At 55.2% G+C, this 679-nt stretch carries 1 protein-coding gene; it reads left to right on the top strand.

Annotated elements, in window-relative coordinates; genetic code table 11:
* On the top strand, window positions 1-679 hold a 679-nt coding region (locus R7Q09_RS25920; RefSeq protein WP_318143914.1), incomplete at both ends, for a serine hydrolase.

The following is a 679-nucleotide window of genomic DNA, read 5'->3' as shown; positions in this document are numbered from 1 at the left end:
GGATCGGTTAGTAAGACGTTTAACGGCGTGTTGGGCGGCGATGCTATCGCCCGCGGCGAAATTAAGCTCAGCGATCCGGTCACGAAATACTGGCCAGAACTGACAGGCAAACAGTGGCAGGGTATCCGCCTGCTGCACTTAGCCACCTATACGGCAGGCGGCCTACCGCTGCAGATCCCCGATGACGTTAGGGATAAAGCCGCATTACTGCATTTTTATCAAAACTGGCAGCCGCAATGGACTCCGGGCGCTAAGCGACTTTACGCTAACTCCAGCATTGGTCTGTTTGGCGCGCTGGCGGTGAAACCCTCAGGAATGAGTTACGAAGAGGCAATGACCAGACGCGTCCTGCAACCATTAAAACTGGCGCATACCTGGATTACGGTTCCGCAGAACGAACAAAAAGATTATGCCAGGGGCTATCGCGAAGGGAAGCCCGTACACGTTTCTCCGGGACAACTTGACGCCGACGCCTATGGCGTGAAATCCAGCGTTATTGATATCGCCCGCTGGGTTCAGGCCAACATGGATGCCAGCCACGTTCAGGAGAAAACGCTCCAGCAGGGCATTGCGCTTGCGCAGTCTCGCTACTGGCGTATTGGCGATATGTACCAGGGATTAGGCTGGGAGATGCTGAACTGGCCGCTGAAAGCTGATTCGATCATCAACGGCAGCGACA

It is taken from the genome of Vibrio sp. 2130-1, assembly GCF_033339515.1.
The sequence above is the reverse complement of the archived record's forward strand: the minus strand, read 5'-3'. Positions and strand labels throughout refer to the sequence as shown.